At 70.4% G+C, this 18,195-nt stretch carries 16 protein-coding genes and 1 riboswitch; of the genes, 4 read left to right on the forward strand and 12 right to left on the reverse strand.

Annotated elements, in window-relative coordinates; translation table 11 throughout:
- Nucleotides 1-35 precede the first annotated feature (35 nt).
- From E1B00_RS14775 to E1B00_RS14785, 3 genes are all read right to left on the reverse strand, one after another.
- Entirely contained in the window at nucleotides 36-533 is a 498-nt protein-coding gene (locus tag E1B00_RS14775) for a hypothetical protein (RefSeq protein ID WP_139450203.1), read from the reverse strand.
- 14 nt (nucleotides 534-547) lie between these two features.
- Nucleotides 548-1,375, reverse strand: coding sequence for an NADPH-dependent 7-cyano-7-deazaguanine reductase QueF (gene queF, locus E1B00_RS14780; RefSeq protein ID WP_139450205.1), 828 nt, complete (start codon nucleotides 1,373-1,375; stop codon nucleotides 548-550).
- Between the two features lie 137 nt (nucleotides 1,376-1,512).
- Nucleotides 1,513-2,565, reverse strand: a complete 1,053-nt coding sequence (locus tag E1B00_RS14785; RefSeq protein WP_139450208.1) for a ribonucleotide-diphosphate reductase subunit beta — start codon at nucleotides 2,563-2,565, stop codon at nucleotides 1,513-1,515.
- A 65-nt stretch (nucleotides 2,566-2,630) separates the two neighbouring features.
- Here E1B00_RS14785 and E1B00_RS14790 point away from each other — a divergent pair, with 65 nt between their 5' ends.
- The gene (locus E1B00_RS14790; RefSeq protein WP_139450212.1) at nucleotides 2,631-3,011 is read left to right on the forward strand and encodes a four helix bundle protein; all 381 of its coding nucleotides are present in this window, start codon (nucleotides 2,631-2,633) and stop codon (nucleotides 3,009-3,011) included.
- Nucleotides 3,012-3,096: 85 nt separating this feature from the next.
- Here the strand turns inward: E1B00_RS14790 and E1B00_RS14795 are convergent, their stop codons facing one another.
- On the reverse strand, nucleotides 3,097-5,484 hold the full coding sequence (locus E1B00_RS14795) for a ribonucleoside-diphosphate reductase subunit alpha (RefSeq protein WP_139450215.1): 2,388 nt from the start codon (nucleotides 5,482-5,484) through the stop codon (nucleotides 3,097-3,099).
- Nucleotides 5,485-5,707: 223 nt separating this feature from the next.
- A riboswitch (cobalamin riboswitch) is annotated at nucleotides 5,708-5,913 on the reverse strand.
- Nucleotides 5,914-6,109: 196 nt separating this feature from the next.
- On the opposite strand from E1B00_RS14795, the gene E1B00_RS14800 reads away from it, so the two are divergent.
- Nucleotides 6,110-7,291, forward strand: coding sequence for a S1 family peptidase (locus E1B00_RS14800; RefSeq protein ID WP_139450218.1), 1,182 nt, complete (start codon nucleotides 6,110-6,112; stop codon nucleotides 7,289-7,291).
- Nucleotides 7,292-7,376: 85 nt separating this feature from the next.
- Here the strand turns inward: E1B00_RS14800 and E1B00_RS14805 are convergent, their stop codons facing one another.
- From E1B00_RS14805 to E1B00_RS14830, 6 genes are all read right to left on the reverse strand, one after another.
- Complete coding sequence (locus E1B00_RS14805; protein ID WP_139450221.1) at nucleotides 7,377-8,675, reverse strand: amidohydrolase; 1,299 nt, start codon at nucleotides 8,673-8,675, stop codon at nucleotides 7,377-7,379.
- Between the two features lie 55 nt (nucleotides 8,676-8,730).
- Complete coding sequence (locus tag E1B00_RS14810) at nucleotides 8,731-10,146, reverse strand: hypothetical protein (protein ID WP_220396305.1); 1,416 nt, start codon at nucleotides 10,144-10,146, stop codon at nucleotides 8,731-8,733.
- A gap of 25 nt (nucleotides 10,147-10,171) precedes the next feature.
- Nucleotides 10,172-11,284, reverse strand: coding sequence for a cell division protein ZapE (gene zapE, locus E1B00_RS14815; RefSeq protein ID WP_139450227.1), 1,113 nt, complete (start codon nucleotides 11,282-11,284; stop codon nucleotides 10,172-10,174).
- Nucleotides 11,277-11,948: an alpha/beta hydrolase gene (locus E1B00_RS14820; protein ID WP_139450229.1), complete on the reverse strand. Its 672-nt coding sequence runs from the start codon at nucleotides 11,946-11,948 to the stop codon at nucleotides 11,277-11,279. The genes zapE and E1B00_RS14820 overlap by 8 nt, the downstream gene beginning before the upstream one ends.
- 8 nt (nucleotides 11,949-11,956) lie before the next feature.
- Nucleotides 11,957-13,714, reverse strand: coding sequence for an ExeM/NucH family extracellular endonuclease (locus E1B00_RS14825; RefSeq protein WP_139450231.1), 1,758 nt, complete (start codon nucleotides 13,712-13,714; stop codon nucleotides 11,957-11,959).
- Between the two features lie 65 nt (nucleotides 13,715-13,779).
- On the reverse strand, nucleotides 13,780-14,295 hold the full coding sequence (locus E1B00_RS14830; protein ID WP_139450234.1) for a c-type cytochrome: 516 nt from the start codon (nucleotides 14,293-14,295) through the stop codon (nucleotides 13,780-13,782).
- Nucleotides 14,296-14,456: 161 nt separating this feature from the next.
- Here E1B00_RS14830 and E1B00_RS14835 point away from each other — a divergent pair, with 161 nt between their 5' ends.
- Complete coding sequence (locus E1B00_RS14835; RefSeq protein ID WP_176693285.1) at nucleotides 14,457-16,043, forward strand: MASE1 domain-containing protein; 1,587 nt, start codon at nucleotides 14,457-14,459, stop codon at nucleotides 16,041-16,043.
- A gap of 47 nt (nucleotides 16,044-16,090) precedes the next feature.
- Nucleotides 16,091-17,047, forward strand: coding sequence for a hypothetical protein (locus E1B00_RS14840; protein WP_139450237.1), 957 nt, complete (start codon nucleotides 16,091-16,093; stop codon nucleotides 17,045-17,047).
- 4 nt (nucleotides 17,048-17,051) lie between these two features.
- On the opposite strand, the gene E1B00_RS14845 is transcribed toward E1B00_RS14840, so the two are convergent.
- Nucleotides 17,052-17,744 (reverse strand): RES family NAD+ phosphorylase, encoded by a 693-nt coding sequence (locus tag E1B00_RS14845; protein WP_139450240.1) that lies wholly within the window; start codon nucleotides 17,742-17,744, stop codon nucleotides 17,052-17,054.
- Nucleotides 17,735-18,133, reverse strand: coding sequence for an MbcA/ParS/Xre antitoxin family protein (locus E1B00_RS14850; RefSeq protein WP_139450242.1), 399 nt, complete (start codon nucleotides 18,131-18,133; stop codon nucleotides 17,735-17,737). Before E1B00_RS14850 ends, E1B00_RS14845 begins: the two co-directional genes overlap by 10 nt.
- Nucleotides 18,134-18,195 lie beyond the last annotated feature (62 nt).

Below are 18,195 nucleotides of genomic sequence, written 5' to 3' on the forward strand. Positions count from 1 at the left end.
GGCGGGCGGAGCGCTGGCGGACGGGGCCGCCGGGATCACTCGACGCGGAAGCTGCGCGTCTCGGTGACCCGGTCGTTGATCGCGATCTCGACCGTGTAGTCGCCCGCCGGCCAGGGCTCGGCCTGGGCGACGCTGAAGGTGGTGACGGTGGGCGTGGTCGGGGTCAGGCTCTGACCGGCCTTGGCCACCTCGGTGCCGTCGGCGGCGAGCCAGCGCGCCGACAGGGTCAGGCCCTCGCTGCTGCCCACGGCCACGACCGCGGCGTGGATCTTGTCGCCGGGGGCGAACACTTCCTGGCCCTGGCGGACCTGGCCTTCGGCGTCCACCGCCTTGCCCAGGGTGACCGAAACGATGCGGTAGTCGCCGGTCGGCAGCGGCGGCAGCGCGGCCGGCCCTTCCTCGGCCGCGGCGACTGCGGCCTGGGTGGCGGCTTGCGCGGTGGCGGTGTTGTCCGTCGCAGGCGCCACTTCCTCGCCGCCGCAGGCGGCCAGGGCCAGGCACAGCAGCAGGGAAACGGGGGCGGTCAGGCGCATGGCGGCTCCGTGGCTTATTGGCGTGCGGTGCGCGGGTTGCCCGGCAGCGGCATGCCCGGGGTGGCGCGGAAGGGGTTGATGTCCAGGCCGCCGCGGCGCGTGTAGCGCGCATACACGCCCAGGCGCGTCGGCGCGCAGTGCTGCATCAGGTCCATGAAGATGCGTTCGACGCACTGTTCGTGGAAGTCGCTGTGCTGGCGGTAGGACACGAGGTAGCGCAGCAGGCCGTCGCGGGCGATGCGCGGGCCGGCGTAGCGGATCTGCACGCTGGCCCAGTCCGGCTGGCCGGTGACCGGGCAGTTGGACTTGAGCAGGTGCGAGACCAGGATCTCGTCGGCGCGAACTTCCGGATCCGAGGACAGGAAGTCCGGACGCGGGGGGCCGTAGTGGCTCACCTCGATCGGCAGGTCGTCGATGATCTCGCCCTCGAGGTTCTCGATGAGCGCGGCGTTGGCCGAACCGGCCGGCGTCAGCACCACGTTCACCGCGGCGCCCGCGGCGTCGCTGAGGTCGCGCACCAGCTGCGCACGCAGCGTGTCGGTGTCGGAGAACTTCGCCTGCGCGTAGCTGCCGAGGTAGAGCTTGAAGCTCTTGGATTCGATGAGGTGGGTGGACGCGGCCGGCACGCGGATCTCGGCCAGCGCGACGCGCGGCTTGCCGCGGCCGTCGAGCCAGCTCAGTTCGTAGGCGTTCCAGAAATCCACGCCGACGAAGGGCAGTTCGTCGCCCAGGCCGAGCGCGGCGCGCTGCGTGGCGCGGGCGATGGGAAACAGCAGGGAGGCATCGTAGTCGGCGCCATAGCCGACGTTCTTGCCCAGCGGGCTCAATTCGGGGGAAGTCATGGCGCGCATTCTCGCATGGGGCCGGCTGAACGGCGCGGGGGACGGGGCGCCGGGCGACGGGCGGCCAGGGCCGGCCCCGGAACGGTAGCGCCGGGGCAGCGTGCGGGATCGCTGCCGCCGGCGCCGGGACGCCGGTCTCAGAACGCCGCGTCGAACTGCACCTCGCCCTGCACGCCCACCTGGTAGGCAGATACCCGGCGTTCGAAGAAGTTGGTCAGTTCCTGCACGTCCTGCAGGTCCATGAACGGGAACGGGTTGCGGGCGCCGAAGTGTTTGGCCAGGCCGAGCTGGGCCAGGCGCTGGTCGGCGCAGTACTCAAGGTACTGGCGCATGTCGCGGGTCGAGAGGCCGGCGACGCCGCCGCTGAGCACGTCCTCGCTGAAGCGGCATTCGCAGTCCACCGCCTCGGTGAGCATCTGCACGATCTGCGCCTTGAGCTCGTCGTCGAACAGGTCGGGCTCTTCCTCGCGCGCCGTGCGGATGACCTCGAAGGCGAACGCCATGTGCCCGCTCTCGTCGCGGAAAACCCAGTTGGTGCCGCTGGCCAGGCCGTGCAGCAGGCCGCGCGAGCGCAGGTAATAGACGTAGGCGAAGGCGCCGAAGAAGAACAGGCCCTCGATGCAGGCCGCGAAGCACACCAGGTTGAGCAGGAACTGCCGACGCTGCTGCCGCGTCTCCAGCCGCTGCAGCGACTGCACGCTGTCCATCCACTTGAAGCAGAACTCAGCCTTGTGCCGGATCGAGGGGATGTTCTCGACCGCGGCAAAGGCCTTGGCCCGCGCCTCGGGCTCGGGCAGGTAGGTGTCGAGCAGGGTCAGGTAGAACTGCACGTGCAGCGCCTCCTCGTAGAGCTGGCGCGACAGGTACATGCGCGCTTCCGGCGCATTGATGTGCTGGTAGAGGTTGAGCACCAGGTTGTTGGACACGATCGAGTCGCCGGTGGCGAAAAAGGCCACCAGGCGCTCGATCAGGTGCCGCTCGGCCGGTCCGAACTTGGTCTTGAGGTCGTTGGTGTCGAGCGAGAAGTCGACTTCCTCGACTGTCCAGGTATTGCGGATGGCGTTGCGATACATCTCGTAGAACCGCGGGTAGCGCATCGGCCGTAGGGTCAGGTTGAAGCCGGGGTCCAAGAGCTTAGGAAGTAGAGGGGAGGAAGTAGGAAGTAGAGAAGAACTTTCGGACTGCGACATTGGTTGAATCCTTGTGGAGGACGCGCGCGACGTCGCGCGACAATCATTCGGGGTACGGAGGGTCAATGAACTACCAGGGCGCCGTTGTCTGGAAGAAGGCGATGAAGCTGGCCATCGCAACCTGTCGATGTGCGGCGGGATTGCCAGCGGAAGAGCGATTCGGACTTCGGTCCCAGATGACGCGAGCCGCCGTTTCGGTTCCAAGCAATATTGCCGAAGGGTGGGCCAGAGAGTCGCGGAAGGAGAAAGCGCAGTTCCTCGCTATCGCCCATGGCTCCGCCGCCGAACTGAATACACAGGTCCTCATTTGCCGCCATCTTTGCTGGCTTAGCCATGGTCAGTCGGATCCGTTGCTAAAACTTGCCGATGAGGTTGGCAGGATGCTTACGGTCATGAGGCGGGGGTTGCGCGGGGGTAGGAGCGAGGAAGTAGAGGGGAGGAAGTAGGAAGTAGAGAAGAGCCAGGAGGGACGAGGCCACCAGGCTCTCGCTTTCTCTACTTCCTATTCACTACTTCCTACTTCCTCTCGCCTCACTGGCACGCCTCGCAACTCTCCGGATTCTCCAGGGAACAGACCACCGCCGCCGTGGCGTCCGGCGTATTCACCGTGGTCTTGGCGATCTTCGTCGCCGGGCGCGAGCGCAGGTAATAGGTGGTCTTGATGCCCTGCTTCCAGGCGTACATGTACATGGACGAGAGCGCGCCGATGTTGGGCGACTCCATGAACAGGTTCAGCGACTGGCTCTGGTCGATGAAGGCACCGCGTTCGGCGGCCATGTCGATCAGGCTGCGCATCGGCACCTCCCACACCGTGCGGTAGATCGCGCGCAGTTCTGCCGGGATCTCGACGATACCCTGCACCGAGCCTTCGGCCAGCTTGATGCGGTCGCGCATCTCCGGCGTCCACTGGCCCAGCTGCTTGAGCTCGGCCACCAGGTGCTTGTTCACCTGCAGGAAATCGCCTGACAGGGTTTCGCGCTTGAACAGGTTGCTCACCTGCGGCTCGATGCACTCGTAACATCCCGCGATGGACGCGATCGTGGCCGTCGGTGCGATCGCGATCAGAAGGGAGTTGCGCAGGCCGTGCTGGCGGATGCGTTCGCGCAGAAGGTCCCAGCGCTCGGGCGAGGCCGGCTGCACGCCCCAGGCGTCGAACTGCAGCTCGCCGTGGGCGGCGCGCGTTTCCTCGAAGTTAGGGTGCATGCCGCGCTCCTGCGCCAGCTCGCAGCTGGCTTCCAGCGCATGGAAGTAGATGGCCTCGGCGATCTGCGCCGACAGTGCGCGCGCCTCGGGCGAATCGAAGGCCAGGCGCAGCCGGAAGAACACGTCCTGCAGGCCCATCACGCCCAGGCCCACCGGCCGCCACCGCAGGTTGCCGCGGCGCGCGGTCTCGATCGGGTAGAAGTTCAGGTCGATCACGCGGTCGAGCTGGCGCACGGCCAGGCGCACGGTTTCGGCCAGCTTGTCGAAGTCGAAACCGTCCTCGCCGAGGTGCTGTCCGAGATTGATCGAGCCCAGGTTGCATACGGCGGTTTCATCCGAAGACGTCACCTCCAGGATCTCGGTGCACAGGTTCGACAGGTGGATGACATTGCCCGGTCGCGCGGTCTGGTTGCTGGCGCGGTTGCACTTGTCCTTGAAGGTCATCCAGCCGTTGCCGGTCTGGGCCAGGGTGCGCATCATCTTTGCGTACAGCTCGCGGGCGCGAACGGTCTTCACGGCGCGGCCGCCGGCTTCGGCCTGTTCGTAGGCCACCTCGAAGGCCTTGCCGTAGAGGTCGGTGAACTGCGGCACGGCCTTGGGGTCGAACAGCGACCAGTCGCCGTCGGCTTCCACGCGGCGCATGAACAGGTCCGGGATCCAGTTGGCGAGGTTGAGGTTGTGGGTGCGCCGGGCCTCGTCGCCGGTGTTGTCGCGCAGCTCCAGGAACTCCTCGACGTCGGCATGCCAGGGCTCCAGGTAGACGCAGGCCGCGCCCTTGCGCTTGCCGCCCTGGTTGACCGCGGCCACCGAGGAATCGAGCGTCTTCAGCCAGGGCACGATGCCGTTGGAATGGCCGTTGGTCGAGCGGATCAGCGAACCGCGCGAGCGCACCCGGGTGAACGACACGCCGATGCCGCCGCTGAACTTGCTCAGCATCGCCACGTCGGCGTACTTGCGGTAGATCGATTCGAGCGAGTCGTCCGGCGAGTCGAGCAGGAAGCAGCTCGACAGCTGTTCGTGCGTGGTGCCGGCGTTGAACAGCGTCGGCGAGCTGGGCAGGTAGTCCAGCGAGGCCATGCGGCGGTACAGCGCCAGCGCCTCGGGCACGTCCTGGCTGAGCGCGCAGGCGATGCGCAGGAAAAACTGCTGCGGCGTCTCGATCACCGTGCGCTGCGTGGGATGCCGCAGCAGGTAGCGATCGTAAAGGGTGCGCAGGCCGAAATAGTCGAAGCGCCTGTCGAGCGAGGCGTCGAGCGCGTCGTTGAGCTTGCGCGCGTTGGCCTGCACGAAGCCCAGCAGGCGGTCGTTGATCAGGCCGATCTCGTGGCCGCGGGCGATGGACTGCGAGAAGGCGTGGATTTCCTGGCCCGCCACTTCCTTGGCGATGAAGTCGGCCAGCAGGCGCGCACCCAGACGGCCGTATTCGGGCTCCTCGGCGGTCAGCAGGGCGGCGGTGCGGATCGAGAGTTCGTCCAGTTCGCGCGTGGTCGCGCCGTCGTACAGGCCGGAAATGGTGCGCGTGGCGACGCGCATCGGGTCGACGGCGTAGAGATCGTCGCACTGGCGCATCACGGCGCGCACGATCTTGTTCAGGTCCACCGGCTCGCGGCGGCCGCTGCGTTTGGTGACGGTCATGCCCAGCGAGGTGGCGGGCGGGGTGAGGGCGAACTGCGGCGCGGCTTCGCTGGCCGGCGCGTCGAGTATTTCGTGGGTCATCGGGGTTCTCCGGTGCATGGCGCACGTTCGCCGCGCCTCCCTCGGGAGCGGCGCACGGAGACGGGCAACGAAGACGCGCAGCGGCGTCGTCGAGGCCACGCCCCCGCGGGCGTACGAAGTCTGGACGGAGGATGGAAGACGGGTGTCGCAGGGACCGAGACGCGGCGCCACGACACCGGCGCCGTCTCCCCCCGGAGACCTCTGGGCCGGTCACCGCGCGGTGTGCATCGCGCGGCTGTCGGCAGGTCTTCGGGCTCGTGGACGCCAGGCTCGCGCCTGTCCTACTGGCCGTCGCTTCCCAGTCCCCGGAGGTCCCAGTGCGGATGACGGCGTTCGTTTCCACATACCGCTGCGGGGCAGCGCCGGATTCACACCGGCTTCCCTATTAACCCGACCGCAGGGGCCGGGACCGACGGACACAACATATAGGGGTGGCACGATCGGGTCAACGCTAGCTGTTGCGTATGGGATCGGAACTGCGCGCGCGCAGCGGTACCGCGGCGGCGGTTCGACGCTCCCCGCAAGCTGTGCCACCATCGCTGCGCCGGGCCCGCTCCGCCTGCAGCACGCCGCACCCCCACGGCAGGTCCTGCGCCTTCGACACCCATTCGACAGGAGAAAGCAGATGCGCAAGTTCCTTGCCTGGGCCAAGCGTGGCCTTTTCGTTCTGACCCCCCTCGCCGTGTTCGCCGCCGCGAGCGCTTCGGCCGCCGATCCCTCCGCCACGACCCGGGCCGCGCTGCAGCGCGACCTCGGGCTCACCTCTTCGCAGCTGTCCCAGTACCTGAAGGTCGAACGCCTCGCGGCCGCGCAGGAGCGGCAGATGGCCCAGGCACAGGGCGAGCGCTACGCCGGCAGTTGGCTCGAACGCAAGGCCAATGGCGACTACCAGCTGGTGGTGGCGACCACGTCGATCCAGCCGCAGCGTGCCACGGCCGACGTCGAGTTCCGCAACGTGCGCCACAGCGCCGCGGCGCTGCGCGCGTCCAAGGGCGAGATCGACGACCTGGTGGCGCGCGGCGCGCGCGTTCCGGGCGGCGTGTACGGCTGGTTCGTCGATCCGCGCACCAACAGCGTGACGGTCAACGTCGCACCGGGGGCGCAGCGGCACGCGATCGGCTTCGTCGCCGCCAGCGGCGCCGACGTGGACACGCTGCGCTTCCAGACCATGGCCTCGGCGCCGATGCCGTTGGCCACCTTCAAGGGCGGCAGCGAATACCTGTCCTACGACGGCTCCGGTTACTGGTACTGCTCGGTCGGCTTCGCGGTCACGCGCCAGGGCGCGAAGGGCTTCGCCACGGCGGGCCACTGCGGCAACGCCGGCGACACCGCCTTCGTCGCGGTGAACCGCCGCACGGTCAGCCAGATCGGCGCCTTCGCCGCGTCCAACTTCCCGAATTCCGACCGCGCCTGGGTGCAGGTGGACAACAGCCACACACTGCTGCCGGTGGTCGACGGTTACGGCAAGGGCGACATCACGGTGCGCGGCAGCACGGTGGCGCCGATCGGCGCGGCGGTCTGCCGCTCGGGCCGCACCACCGGCCTGCGCTGCGGCACCATCGAGGCCTACAACGTCTCGGTGCAGTACCCCGACGCCACGGTCAACGGCATGACCCAGGTGAAGGTGTGCGCCGAGGGCGGCGACTCCGGCGGTTCCTTCATCACCGGCGCCGGCCAGGCGCAGGGCGTGCTGTCGGGCGGCAACTACAGCTGCAAGGGCAAGCAGGCCAACCTCGCCACCAGCTACTTCCAGCCGATCAACCCGCTGCTGCAGGCCTACGGGCTGACGCTGACGGTCAGTCCGTAATCCGCGGACCCCGGCCAGACAAGAACGCCCCGGCTTGCCGGGGCGTTCTTTTATCGAGGCGTCGGCACGCCGGCGACAGACAGCCTCATTCCATCCGCTGGTAGTCGAGCAGCACCTGCAGCATGGTGCGCGTGCCGACCTTGAGCGCCGTCTCGTCCAGGAAGAATTCCGGCGAATGGTTGGACGGGGCTTTCAGCGCGTCCTGGCCCTTCGGCGTGGCGCCGACGAAGAAGAAGAAGCCGGGCACTTCGCGTGCGTAGTAGCTGAAGTCCTCGGCGCCCATGTTCAGGTCCATCTCGACCACGTTCTCCGCGCCGACCGCGGTTTCCAGGCTGGGCACCATGCGCGCGGTGAGCGCGGGGTGGTTCACCGTCACCGGGTTGCCCTTGGTGTCGGGCACCTGGGCGACGACGGTGGCGCCGTGCGCGGCGGCGACGTGTTCGGACAGGTTCTTGAGGTCGGCGAACACCGCCTGGCGCATGCCTTCGTCGAAGGTGCGGATGGTGCCGACCAGCTCCACGCTGTCGGGGATGATGTTGTAGCGGATGCCGCCCTTGATCGCGCCGTAGCTCACCACCACCGGCTGCTTGCTGATGTTCTGGCGGCGGCTGACGATGGTCTGGGTGGTGCCGATGATGTCGGCGGCCGCGACGATCGGGTCCACGCCGCCCCAGGGCCGCGAGCCGTGCGTCTGCCGGCCCTTCACGACGATGTTGAAGCGGTCGGACGCGGCCATGGCCGGGCCGCTGCGCCAGCCGACCGTGCCGGCGTTGAGCGTGCTGAACACGTGCAGGCCGAACACCGCCTCGGGCTTGAAGCGCTCGAAGATGCCCTGCTTGAGCATCTCGTCGGCGCCGCCGTCCTCGCCGTCCGGCGGGCCTTCCTCGGCCGGCTGGAAGATGAAGAGGATCTCGCCGGGCAGTTCGGCCTTCATCGACGCCAGCGCCTCGGCCACGCCCATCAGGATGCCGGTGTGGGCGTCGTGGCCGCAGGCGTGCATCACGCCGACGGTTTCGCCGCGGAAGGTGGACGTGGCCTTCGAGGCGAAGGGCAGATCGTTGCGTTCGGTCACCGGCAGCGCGTCCATGTCGGCGCGCACGGCGATGCGCGGGCCGGGCTTGCCGCCGCGCAGTACCGCCGTCACGCCGGTGGTGGCGATGCCGGTGCGCACGTCCTCGAAGCCGAGCGCGCGCAGGTGGTCGGCCACCAGCTTCGCGGTGCGCACCTCGCGGTTGCCGAGTTCGGGATGCTGGTGGATGTCGCGGCGCCAGGCCTGCACCTTCGCGTCGACGGCAGAGGCGAGTGCCTCGACGTCGGGGGCCTGGGCGGCGGCGGGGCCGCAGAGTGCGGCGGCGAGGGCGGAAACGAGCAGCAGTCGGCGCATCGGGAGTCCCCTGGGGTGTGTCGCCGATGCTAGCACCGGGGCCGACCGCCGGCGCTCAGCCGCGCGGCGTCCCGCGCGACCGCACGGAAAGCACCAGCGCCGCGAGCGTCGCCAGCACGGGCCAGGCCAGGTAGCGGAATTCGGCGCTGCCCGAGACCAGGGCCAGCGGCAGCGCATACATCAGCGCGGAGGCCGCGACCGCTGCGGCCAGTCCGGTCCGGCCCGCGTCCGCATCGTCCGTCACGCGCGAGCGCCGCCAGGCCAGCGCGATCACGCCCGCGCAAAGCGCCAGGTAGATCCAGCCCGCGAACAGCGGCGTGTCCACCAGCGCCAGCAGCCCGGCCAGCGCGCGCTCGTGCAGGGCACTGCGTTCGACCGCCAGCGCCGGGTTGTCGCCATAGGCGTGCAGGCCCGGCATCAGCACCAGGCCGTCGGGCAGTGCGGCGCGGTCCCAGCCGTAGAGCAGCTGCGCCAGTCGCCAGCGGTGCGCGGCGTAGGCGCGGGTGTGCTGCGTCGGCAGGTCCAGCGCCAGCTGCCGCAGGGCCTTGCGCTGCGCCGGCGTGTAGGGGCCGTCGAAGCTGTGGTGCAGCTTGTGGGTCTCGAACACGGTGGTGTTGCTGTAGTCGGTGAACTTGCCGCGCAGCTCGTCCAGCGTCAGCGTCGGGTCCACCAGTTCGGTCGGATAGACCAGGCGGTTTTCCGCCAGCGACACCGCGGCGGCGTCCCACAGCGTCACCACCGACCAGATCGATTCGGTGTGGCGCACGCGGCCATCGCGCGCCGGCAGCGCCGCGACCAGCGCGACGAGCAGGGTCAGCGTGCTGGCCAGCGCCACGACGGCCAGCCGCGGGTGGCGCAAGGGCCGGTGGACCGACAGCTCGCGCCCGCAGAGCCACAGCAGCAACGGCAGCGCGCCGGTGATGGCGTTGTGGCGGAACGCGCAGGCGAACACCAGGGCCACGACCGCGCTCACGCGCCAGCCGCGGTGCGGCGTGCGCAGTTCCTCCGCCATCAGCGCCAGCGCCCAGGCGAAAGCCGCCAGCGTCCACAGGTCCTTCCACACGTGCGGCTGCAGCGCCAGCAGCGGCGGCCACAGGCCGAAACCGAGCACGATCAGCGCGCGCCAGATCGGCCGCACCGGCAGCGCGGCGGCGAACAGCGCCAGCGCCGACCACAGCAGCGCGCACTGCAGCGCGAACATGCCGCCCGGCCCTTCGACGACGCGGTCGGTGAGTTGCCAGATCATCGCCAGCAGCGGCGGATGCACGCTGTCGAAGCGGTCGTGCCTCGCCTGCCACCACTGGTAGGCCGAGTCCCAGCTCATGTAGCCGGGCCAGAACACTGCGAGCACCAGCGCCAGGCCGGCCAGCGCGGCGATCCAGGGTGCCAGCTGCGGCCAGCCCGCTTGCCGCGCGGCGGCGGCTGCCGATGGCGCGCCGGGGCTCACGGCCGGCAGCCCGTCATCGGCCACGGGGCGCCCGATGGCGCGGCGCCGCTCACGGCCGGTGCTCGCGCGCCAGGTATTCGGCGCTGCGCATCTCGATCAGGCGCGAGGCGGTGCGCTCGAATTCCTGCATCAGCTTCTCGCCGCCGTACAGCCACATCGGCTCGGCGGCGGCGCTGAGCAGCAGGTTGACGTTGCGGTCGTAGAGTTCGTCCACCAGGTGCACGAAGCGGCGCGCGGCGTTGTCGTGCGCGACATCGAACACCGGCACGCCCGATACCAGCACGGTGTGGAAGTCGCGGGCGATCTCGATGTAGTCGGCGGCGGCGCGCGGCCCCTCGCACAACGCGGCGAAGTCGAACCAGGCGATGCCTTCGGCCAGCGCCCGCACCGGGATCGGCCGGCCGTTGATCGCCAGCGGGCCGGACTCGTGCGGGCAGTCGGCGGCCAGGCGGTGGAAGTGTTCGGCCAGCGCGCGTTCGGCATCGGCGCCCAGCGGGGTCAGGTAGGTGCTGGCGCGGGTGAGCTGGCGCAGGCGGTAGTCGTGCGCGCTGTCGAGGTGCACAACGGCGCACTGCGCCTCGATCAGGGCGATCGCCGGCAGGAAACGCGCGCGCTGCAGGCCGTCCTTGTAAAGGTTCGGCGGCGCGGTGTTCGAGGTCGTTACCAGCACCACGCCGCGGGCGAACAGGCGCTCGAGCAGGCGGCCCAGGATCATCGCGTCGGCGATGTCGCTGACGATGAATTCGTCGAGCACCAGCAGCCGCATCTCGTCGGCCAGCTGGTCGGCGACCACGGCCACGGTGTCGGCGGTATCGTCGGGCAGGGCCTGGATGCGCGCGTGCACTTCGACCATGAAGCGGTGGAAGTGCCAGCGCCGGCGCGGCACGTCCTCGTCGAGCTGGTCGAACAGCAGGTCGTTGAGGAAGGTTTTGCCGCGGCCGACGCCGCCCCACAGGTACAGCCCGCGTACCGGCGGCGGCGGACTGAGTTTCCACAGCCACTGCTGCCAGAGCGGATGCCGCTGGCGGGAGCGCAGCTGGCGGTGGATGCGGTCGAGTTCGGCCAGCGCGGGCTGCTGCGCCGGATCGTGCTGCCAGCGGCCGGCGGCGACGCCGGTGGCATAGGCGGCCGACGGCAGCTGCGCCGCCGCGGGTTCAGCCATGGCGCGGTGGCGGCAGGTTCTTGCGCACGCCGTTCTTGATCGCGCCGCGCAGGTCCATCAGCCGCCGGTGGAAGAAGTGGCCGGTGTCGGGCATGCGCACCAGGGTCGGCTTTTCCTGCAGCGAATCGATCCAGGCGTAGACCGCCTGCGGATCCACCAGGTCGTCGGCCTCGCCCATGATCACCAGCCAGGGGCAGGGCGGCGGCAGCACGCCGGCGAAGGGCCGCAGCCCCACCGGCGGTGCGATCGACACCATCTGCTTCACCGGCAGCTGGCGCGCGCCCTGCAGGGCGACCCAGCTGCCGAAGGAAAAGCCGGCCAGCCACAGCGCATCGTCCGGGCGCACCTTGCGCACCCAGTCGGTGACCGCGAGCAGGTCGAGCGTTTCGCCGCGGCCGTTGTCGAAGCTGCCCTCGGACTGGCCGACGCCGCGGAAGTTGAAGCGCACGGCGGCGATGCCCAGCTCGCTCAGCGCGCGCGCGGTCATCGTGACCACCTTGTTGTGCAGCGTGCCGCCGTCGGGCGGGTTGGGGTGGCAGATGACGGCCACGCCGGCGCGCTCCTGCCCGGGCTCGGGCAGGTCGACCATCAGCTCGAGGCGACCGGCCGGGCCGGCCAGGTGCAGCGAGCCGGATTCGGTCGGGAAGGCGGGCAGGGCGTCCATGGGCGCGATCATAGCCCGGGGCGGGCCAGGTCGAGGCCGAGCAGCATCGGGTCGTGGTCGGAGGCGCGCCAGGGGCTGGCGGGGGCGTCGCGGCGGTAGTCGAAGGCCTCGGCTTCGTCGCTGTTGATATGCCATTCGGCGGCTCCGCGCAGGCGCGCGGCCAGGCCGGCGTCGAGCAGGGCGTGGTCCAGGCGCGCCGACTGGCCGCCCCAGACATAGGAATAGGGCTTGTCGGCACCGGCCAGCACGAAGGCGTCCTGCCAGCCCCTTTCGCGCAGCAGGCGCAGCGGGTCTTCCTCGGCGTGGGCGTTGAGGTCGCCGATCACCAGCGCCCCGGTGGCGCCGGTGCCGGTCGGGTCGGTGGCCAGCCAGTCGTGCAGGCGGCGCGCCGAGTCCACGCGCGTCGCGTTGTAGCAGGCCTGGCCGTCGCCCAGGTCGGCGTCGCCGCCGCTCGCTTCGCCGCAGCCCTTGGACTTGAAGTGGTTGGCGGCGACCACGAACACCGGGCCGTCGCCGGCGCGGAAGGCCTGTACCAGCGGCGCGCGGCTGCGGTCGGCGAAGGGGCCTTCGGCCAGCGTCGCCGGCGCGCCCACCGCGGTGAAGCGGCTGGCGCGGTAGACGATGCCGACGCGGATGGGATTGGTGCCCGGGCCTTCGCCGGCGTCGACATAGCGCCAGTCGGCATGCGGACCGGCGGCATTGAGCGCGGCGACGAACTGCGCGAGCGAGGACTCGGGACCGTAGCCGTCGTTCTCCAGCTCCATCAGCGCCGCCAGGTCGGGGTCGAGCGCCTGCACGACCGCCACCAGTTTCGCCTGCTGGCGCGCGTACTGTTCCGGCGTCTGCGCGCCGCGTTCGGTCGGGAAGCCGCCGCCCTGGCCGTCGCCGTTGAACAGGTTGAGCACGTTGAAGCCGGCGATGCGGCGATCACCGGGCACGCTGGGCGCGGCCGGGCGCGGCGCCTGCTCGATGCTGCCGATCTGTTCGGTGAGCTGCAGGCGGTAGCTGCCGAAACGCTGGTCGAGCACGCCCTGCACGCCGGTGAGCGTGCTGCCGGTGCGCAGCGGCGCTTCGTCGCTGGGCGCGGCGGGCAGGTAGGCCACGGTCTTCGGATTCTGTTCGGCGACGCCGTCGTCAAGGCGCAGCATGCGGCGCGTGTTGTCTTCGGCGATCGCCTGCGCCCCGGCGCCGGGCGGCGCCAGTTCGGTGGGCGTGTAGAGGCGGCCGCCGAAGCTGGTGGTGAGCTCGCCGAAGCGCGCCAGGTCGTTGCCGGAAATGGTCAGCGGCCCGGTGATCGACAGCCGCATGCCTTCGTAGCGTTCCCAGTCGGCGGCGGTGGCGGGGGCGTCGGCCAGGGTCGTGGCGATCACCTGGCCCTGGCCCAGCCTCTCGATGGCGCCGACCTGCAGCGAGGTCAGCGTGCCCTCGCCCTGGCCGCCTTCGAACACGATGCCGGTGACGCGCACCCGGTCCCCGACCTGGGGTCGGGCCAGCGCCGAGGCGCCGAAGTCGAGGAACAGGCCCTCGGCGGTTGCCGGGTCGCCGTCCTCGGTTTCCGACTGCAGGAAGGCGCCGCCGAGGCCCGCGAATGCGCCGACGACCACCCCCTCGACCACCACCGGCTGGCCATCGAGCGGGCTGCGCGGCCCGCTGCCCTGGACCGCGCCGATCGGGCGCAGGCCATCAGCGGGTGGCGCGGCGGTGGCGCCCGGCGCCTCGCAGGCGGTGGCCAGCAGGCTGGCGGCGATCAGCAGGCAAAGACGCATTTCTGGACTCCGGAAACGGCAACGCCGCCCGGAGGCGGCGTTGGCGGGATGGGCGTGGCCCAAGCTTACTTGAGGTTCTCGACCATCCAGTCGACGGTGGCGATGACCTGCTCGTCCGTCAGGGCCGGGTTGCCGCCCTTGGCCGGCATGATGCCCGCGGCGCCCTGGTAACCCTCGATCGCGTGCTTGTGCAGGGTCTCGGCGCCCTGGGCGATGCGGGCGGCCCAGGCGGCCTTCTCCAGCTTCGGGGCGCCGCCGGCACCGGCGGTGTGGCAGGCGCCGCAGAGGGCGTTGTAGATCACCGCGCCGTCCAGCGTGCCCTCGTAGGCGACCTGGCCCTTGGCAGCTTCGGCCGCGGCGGCCTTGGCGGCGGCCTGCGCGGCGGCACCGGTGGAGCCGGCGTAGACGCCGCCGACCGGCTGGATGCGGGCTTCCGTGGCGCGCTCGGCCACCGGGTTGGGCTCCGGCTCGAGCTGGTTGTTGATGTAGATGCCCAGGCCGATCAGGGCGATCGTGATGCCGACCAGGATCGCGATGACCTGGGAGAAATGCTTGAGGAAGACCAGATCGTGGTTGCGCACTGTCGTACCTGGACGGCGGGCCGGAGCCCCTGGATTCGAAGGGCGCGATTATATCGGCCCCGCGCGGCCCGCGGAAGGCGCCACGCCGCCCTTTCTTCACGCCCGCCTCCGGTGCCATGCTGGGCACGGGCTCGCCGGCCCCAGGGGAAACAGGCGAAGGCATGGTTTCGCACGCACTGGCGTTGCTGCAGGATTCCGCACCCGGCCGGCGCGGGCACTGGGCCGCCATTGCCCTGTTGGCCCTGCTGGCCTGGCTGGCGCTGGAGCAGCTGTCGGCCCAGCTGTGGTTCCTGCCCGCGGGCCTGCGCCTGGCCCTGCTGTGGCTGGTGCCGACGCGGCGCTGGGGCTGGCTGGCGGCCGCCGAGATCGGCGCCCAGGCCACCAAGTCCCTGGTCCTGGGCTACGCGCTGTTCTCCACCACCTTCCTGGCGGTCTGCGTCGCGCCCTGGCTGATTTACGCCGCGGTGGTCTACGTGTTCCGGGGGCCGGAGCCGGCACCGGCCTTCGACAGCCCGACCCGGATGATCGTCTTCCTGCTGGCGGGCCTGCTGGCCGCCGCCGGCGTGTCGCCGCTGCTGTGGCTGTTCCTGGTGACGGTGCCGATGAGCATGGCCGACTCGCTGGTGAGCGTGTTCGCCTTCCTCTACGGCGACCTGATCGGGCAGATCGTCGCGGCGCCGCTGCTGATGGCCGGCCTGCACGGCCTGCTGCACAGCCGGCGGCATCCCGGCCTGTGGCGGGACCTGGGCCTGGTCCTGGTCGGTGCGCTGGCGGTGTTCATGCTGCTGCAGGCCTATGGCGGGCTGGCGGCCTACGTGCTGCTGCTGGCGTTCGCGCCGCTGTTTTTCCTCGGTTTCCGGCACGGCTGGGAAGGTGCGGCGATCGGCACCGCGGCCCTGGGCGCGGTGATCCAGATCCTGGTGCAGGGCGGCCTGGTCACCGTCAGCGTGACCATGCTGCAGCTGGTGCTGTCCGTGGTCGGCGCCGGCGCCCTGGTGCTGGGCGCCGCCAGCACCGCATTGCGCCTGAGCCACGAAGCGCTGGCGCAGCGGCACCAGGAGCTTGCCGCCAAGAACGAAGAACTGGGCACGCTGGCCGGCGAGCTGCGGCTGATCAGCCAGCGCCTGGTGCGCATCGAGGAGCAGGGCCAGCGCGAGCTCGCCAACGAGCTCGACTACGAGCTGGGCCACGCCATCCACGCGCTCGGAACGCGCATCAGCCTGGCCTTCCGCGACGTGCGCGACGAGCAGGGCACGCGCTTCCTGGAATCGCTGCGCGAACAGGTGCGCGAGATCCAGGACAGCCTGCGCCGCGCCCTGCGCCAGCTGCGGCCGCCGATGCTCGACAGCCACGGCCTGCGCCGCGCGCTCGACGGCGGGCCGCTGCGCGAGATGCTCGACGACGCCGGCATCAGCTTCGAGACCGGCTTCGGCGGTCCGGTGGACGGGCTGGACGACGATGCCCGCACCACGACCTACCGGATCTGCCAGGCCCTGGTGCGCGAGGCGGTGCGGCTCGAGACCGTGCGCCGCTTCGGCCTGCAGTTGCACGTCGGCGAAGCCGAGGCCGAGGGCCGGCCGGTGGACCTGCGCATCGAGCTGGAGTTCTCGCCCTACGCGCCGCACCTGCCGCCGCTGCAGCCACTGCCCGCGGTGCGCGACCGGGTGCTGTCCGAACACGGCCGCTACACGGTCGAACCGATGGTGCACGGCCAGCGCCACGTCGTGCGCTTCCACGCCGGCGATTGAGGCCGATATCCTCGGCCGACCGGGCGATGCCCATTGGAGGTCCGCCGATGTTCCGAAGCTCGATCCTCTGCGGCGCGCTGCTGCTATTGCTGGCTCCGGCGCCGGCGATGGCGAAGAAGCTGGACAAGGCCGCCTCGCCGGAATCGTCCGCCGACGTACCGGCCGACGCGACGGGGGATGCGCCCGCGGGGGACGCGCGCCCCTTCATCGAGCGCAGCCTCGTGCTCGCGCCGGAGCAGGTGGGGGAATTCGTGCTGCAGAAGGCGAACGACTATCCGGGCCAGCCGCAGTCGGGCGTTGGCCTGCGCTACGTGCACCCGGATTTCCCGGAAGTCCGCCTCGACCTGTTCGTCTATCCGGCCGGGCGGCTGGACCGCGACGCGGTGGTCGCCGATGCGATGGCCGGCCTGCGCGCCTCGATCGAAGACGCGGCGAAGCAAGGCGCTTACACCGACCTGGTGTTCGGCGAGGAGACGGCGTTCGACCTGGCCCAGGTGGACCCGGAGGACGGCTCGCTGCGTCCCGCCGCCGCCGCCGACACGGACGACAAGGCGGACAAGGACGCGCTGGTGGCGCAGGTGATCGGTGCGGTACCGGAGTCGGTCGAGGGACGGGGGCGGCGCCTGCCGATGAGCCTGCGCTTCCAGGGCGAAGCCCAGAACTCGCTCGCGTTCCTCTTCTACCGGGGTCTGTACCTGTACAAGGGGCGCGTCAGCGCCTCGCCGCAGCACGTCGCGGACGAGAACTTCCAGCGGCTGGCCAACCTGGCGATGCTGACGCTGGTGCCCGCGGTGCAGGTGCGCAGCACCGGCGCCTGCCACGATCGGCAGATCGTGGTGGACGTCGGCGACGGAAGCCAGGCCTCCACCCGGACCCTTGGCCAGACGCTGATGGCGGCCGCCGGGCGCGCGACCAGCGAAAACTGTGCGGAAACATTGGACGAGACCGTGCCCGAGGGCCACCGCGCCGTGCCGCTGGCCTTCGATCCTTCGATGTGGAACTAGCCGCTCAGCCCGACGTCTGCAGCGTCGCCACCGCGTATTCGGCCTGTATGCGGCGGCCGTCCCAGCTGTAGATCAGGTGCTGGGCCTGTACGCAGGGCTTGAGCAGGTCGGGATAGAAGAGGCCGACGCATTCGCCGCCTTCGTGCCGCACGCTGGGGTAGACCACGCCGTCGGAGCCGGCCGCGCGCAGCTCGCGCGCCAGCGCCTGCGGCGCGCGGTAGTCGTCGGGGTCGAGCATCGCCGGCCAGCCCTTGCGCAGGTCGTGCAGGCGGCCGTCCACGGCAGTGCGGTAGCAGCGCATCTCCAGCTTCATCGCCGGTTCCCGGGTGGCGGCCATGAACTTCGCGCGGTGGTGCATGGTTTCGGCGACGGCGGTGTCGAGCGAACGCGCGGCGTAGAACACGCCGTAGCTGCCGTCGCTGAAGCGGCTGCCGTCGGGGTTGAGGTGGGTGAAGGCGGCCATGATCGGCTGCGTGCCCGGGCCGCTGATGCGGCGCGCGCGCGGCACCAGGTCCAGCTGGCCCAGCTCCTCGCGCAGGCGGGCATTGGTCAGCGATTCGATCGCGAACAGCGCTTCCAGGTCTTCCGGCGTGGCGATGCGGTCGAACACGCCGCGCGGCGGAAACCGGCTGGGCACGATGCGCCAGGCCTCGGGCCAGCTGACCTGGCGCCGCGGCGGCAGTTTGCTCACTGCCATCCGCGCTGCGCGTCCAGATAGCTGCGCACGACGTACAGGTCGGCGACGTTGCCCGACAGCATGCGCTCCAGCGCCGAACGGCCGCCGAAGGGCAGGGCGGCATTGGGCTTGCGGATCCAGGCATCGGCGCGCGTGGGATCGGGGAACAGCAGCTCCAGCGCCTTGAAGATGCCCAGCACGTAGCTGATGCGTTCGATCACGTCGCGGCCGGGCGCGCCGTCCTGCTGTTTCTTCCACTTGTAGAAGGTGGACTCGGGCGGATCGCCCAGCAGGCGCCGGGCCTCGGCCGACTTCAGCCCCCAGGCCTGGGCGATGCGGAAGAAGGCGCGCAGGGCCGGGCCGCCGAGATCGGGGGCCGGGGGAGTGGAGGGGGCGGTGCGTGCGCTCATGCGGGGCTCCTTGAATGGAGAACGGTTCGAGCTTACTCCATTGGTGGAGTCATTTCTTCACC

The organism is Arenimonas terrae (assembly GCF_006265115.1).
GTDB classification, from domain to species: domain Bacteria; phylum Pseudomonadota; class Gammaproteobacteria; order Xanthomonadales; family Xanthomonadaceae; genus Arenimonas; species Arenimonas terrae.

Coding starts and splice junctions, on each gene's coding strand:
- E1B00_RS14790 (WP_139450212.1), top strand. CDS start 2,631: ATGAACTACCAGGGCGCCGTTGTCTGGAAGAAGGCGATGAAGCTGGCC.
- E1B00_RS14820 (WP_139450229.1), bottom strand. CDS start 11,948: ATGGACGCCCTGCCCGCCTTCCCGACCGAATCCGGCTCGCTGCACCTG.
- E1B00_RS14845 (WP_139450240.1), bottom strand. CDS start 17,744: ATGGCAGTGAGCAAACTGCCGCCGCGGCGCCAGGTCAGCTGGCCCGAG.
- E1B00_RS14800 (WP_139450218.1), top strand. CDS start 6,110: ATGCGCAAGTTCCTTGCCTGGGCCAAGCGTGGCCTTTTCGTTCTGACC.
- queF (WP_139450205.1), bottom strand. CDS start 1,375: ATGACTTCCCCCGAATTGAGCCCGCTGGGCAAGAACGTCGGCTATGGC.
- E1B00_RS14840 (WP_139450237.1), top strand. CDS start 16,091: ATGTTCCGAAGCTCGATCCTCTGCGGCGCGCTGCTGCTATTGCTGGCT.
- E1B00_RS14805 (WP_139450221.1), bottom strand. CDS start 8,675: ATGCGCCGACTGCTGCTCGTTTCCGCCCTCGCCGCCGCACTCTGCGGC.
- zapE (WP_139450227.1), bottom strand. CDS start 11,284: ATGGCTGAACCCGCGGCGGCGCAGCTGCCGTCGGCCGCCTATGCCACC.
- E1B00_RS14825 (WP_139450231.1), bottom strand. CDS start 13,714: ATGCGTCTTTGCCTGCTGATCGCCGCCAGCCTGCTGGCCACCGCCTGC.
- E1B00_RS14775 (WP_139450203.1), bottom strand. CDS start 533: ATGCGCCTGACCGCCCCCGTTTCCCTGCTGCTGTGCCTGGCCCTGGCC.
- E1B00_RS14850 (WP_139450242.1), bottom strand. CDS start 18,133: ATGAGCGCACGCACCGCCCCCTCCACTCCCCCGGCCCCCGATCTCGGC.
- E1B00_RS14795 (WP_139450215.1), bottom strand. CDS start 5,484: ATGACCCACGAAATACTCGACGCGCCGGCCAGCGAAGCCGCGCCGCAG.
- E1B00_RS14785 (WP_139450208.1), bottom strand. CDS start 2,565: ATGTCGCAGTCCGAAAGTTCTTCTCTACTTCCTACTTCCTCCCCTCTA.
- E1B00_RS14835 (WP_176693285.1), top strand. CDS start 14,457: ATGGTTTCGCACGCACTGGCGTTGCTGCAGGATTCCGCACCCGGCCGG.